This is a genomic window from Candidatus Protofrankia californiensis (assembly GCF_900634765.1).
GTDB lineage: Bacteria > Actinomycetota > Actinomycetes > Frankiales > Frankiaceae > Protofrankia > Protofrankia californiensis.
Map to the genome: position 1 here is coordinate 8,342 of NZ_CAAAFT010000119.1, position 2,569 is coordinate 10,910.

Below are 2,569 nucleotides of genomic sequence, written 5' to 3' on the forward strand. Positions count from 1 at the left end.
TCCTCGTCCTGCCGGACCAGGCGGGTATGGCAGGACGATCCGTACCGAGGACGACCGGCTGCGGGAGTGTCGTGCGAACACCTTTGTCAAAGGTTCGTTAACGGCATCGGGCCGCGGGCGTCCAGGCGTCCTCAAAACGGTCAGCGTACCTTCCTTTCCGTGTATGGATAGCTGCGCTGTGTCCGCTCTCGGTTTCCTCCGTGGCGCCCGGACGGTGGGTCCCGCTGAACGGTTTTCCCGTGGAGCTAAAATTTCGGATACGCATCCGGTGGCACGGTGCCCGCGCCTACGGCGTGCCGGCCCGAGAAAGGAGCTGGCTCGGCACCCGCAATTGCCGATCTCGGTAAACCGGTGTCGATCGCCGTTGGTGTTCGTTGCGGACCACCGGCCAATGATCTGCTGGGAAATGATGTCGACCTTGAAACCTGTCGTGTTCGACCAGAAGTCCATTGTGAGTTTCATGGATTTTCGTTGCTCTTTTTACGACATTATTGTGAATATCATGTGTCGGTGTTGTGCCGTTGTGTACGGTCCGGCTCCCGCGGTCGTCAGGGGGCCGGAAGCAGCGCGATCGTGGTTGTGGTCGCCTGCCCGGAGGTCTGGAGGAACTGGTTGGCCGAAGAGCGCGCGATCGTGGTTGTGGTCGCGCGCTTGGAGGCCTGGAGGAACGCAGCTGGCCGCCCGGAGCGTCCCGGTCCGCAGCGCTGCCGACGCGCTGACGCGGCGGTGCAGGGTCAGGAGGGACCACCCATGAGCACCAGTAAGCACCGCAGCCCGCAGGCCCAGGTCCCCGGGTCGCTGGAGGGCCGGAGGCGCTGCGATGATGTTTCTTTCGCGGTGCCGGAGGCCCAGGTCCCCGGGTCATTGCGGGACCTCGTCGTTGCCATCACTCCCTTCACCGAGCCTGATGCGAGGCTGGTCGCCGCTGTGGTCCGAGCCGGCGGGCTCGGTGTTCTCGACCTGGGACGTGACGCCGCCGTTGCGCGCGTTGCGCTCGCGGACGCGGCTCGCTGGTCTCGAGGCGCGTTCGGGGTGCGGGTGCCCACCGGTTGCGCGACCAGGCCGTGGGAACTGCCGCCCGAGGTGGACACCGTCGTCCTCGCGGCCGGGCCGCCTGCCCCGGTCGGGCAGGCCGTACTGGCGGGAGAGACCGTGCCGGTCGGTGAGGCGGAGCCGGTCGGGGATGCCGGGCCGGCCCACGGGGGCTGGGATGTCGAGACCGCAGCCGCGACCGGGCGCCGGCGCGTCCTCGTCGAGGTCACCTCGGTTGCCCAGGCCCGGGCGGCGGTCGCGGCCGGTGCCGACGGTCTGATCGCCCGGGGAAGCGAGTCCGGCGGCCGGGTCGGCACCCTGACCACGTTCACCCTGCTCCAGCATCTGCTCGCAGCCGGTGACCTGGACCGGCCGGTGTGGGCCGCCGGTGGAGTGGGGCCGCACACCGCCGCGGCCGCTGTTGCCGCGGGGGCGGTCGGCGTCGTGCTGGACGTCCAGCTCGCACTTGTCCGGGAGATGGAGCTGCCGACCGAGGTCGCTGCCGCCATCCGGGGCATGGACGGCAGCGAGACCACGGTCCTGGCCGGGCATCGCGTGTATGTCCGGCCCGATCTGCCGGTTGCCCAGCTCGACGGCCAGCAGCTGGACGAGGATGCTGTCGCACACCGTCTCGGTGCCCGTGACCTGCGCGAACAGTTTCTGCCGGTCGGTCAGGACGGCGCCTTCGCGGCCCCTTTGGCCGACCGGCACATCACCGCCAGCGGCGTCGTCACGGCGATTCGGGACGCTGTCGAGGGCCAGCTTGCGGCCGCGGTTCGGCTTGCCCCGCTTGCCCCGGGCGCGTCCTTTGCCGCCGACCGGGGTCTGCGTTTCCCGGTCGCGCAGGGACCCATGACGCGGGTCAGTGACCGGGCCGAGTTCGCCAAGGCGGTGGCCGACGCCGGTGGCCTGCCGTTTCTCGCCCTGGCCCTGATGAGCGGCGACGAGGTCCGTACCCTGCTGGAACAGACGCGGGCCCTGCTCGGGGATGCCCCATGGGGCGTCGGGATCCTCGGCTTCGCCCCGCCGGAGATCCGTTCGGCTCAGATCGAGGCCATCAGCGAGGTCCGCCCGCCCTGCGCGCTGATCGCCGGCGGGCGCCCGTCCCAGTCGGCGTCCCTGGAAGCCACCGGCATCGACACCTTCCTGCACGTGCCCTCGCCGGGTCTGCTCGGCCGGTTCCTCGCCGCCGGTGCCCGCAAGTTCGTCTTCGAGGGACGTGAGTGCGGTGGCCATGTCGGCCCGCGCGCCAGCTTCCCGCTGTGGGAGGCCCAGATCGCCGGGCTGCTGGCGTATGGCGAACAGGTGTCCGTCGCCAGCGGTCGGTCCGCGGCCACGGTGTTCTTCGAGGGTCTGCACGTGTTGTTCGCCGGAGGTGTGCACGACGAACAGTCCGCGGTGATGGTCGCGGCGGCCGCGGCGCCCCTGGCCGAACGCGGTGCCCGCATCGGGGTGCTCATGGGCACCGCGTACCTGTTCACCGCCGAGGCGGTCACCTCCGGCGCGATCCTGCCCGGTTTTCAGCAGGTGGCGGTGG

The 2,569-nt window shown here is 70.3% G+C and carries 1 protein-coding gene; it reads left to right on the forward strand.

Features of this window, described 5'->3' with window-relative positions; all coding sequences use genetic code 11:
- Positions 1–750 precede the first annotated feature (750 nt).
- The coding region (locus tag DD1DGNOD_RS28920) for a nitronate monooxygenase (RefSeq protein ID WP_241255520.1) at positions 751–2,569 on the forward strand (1,819 nt) is incomplete at its 3' end.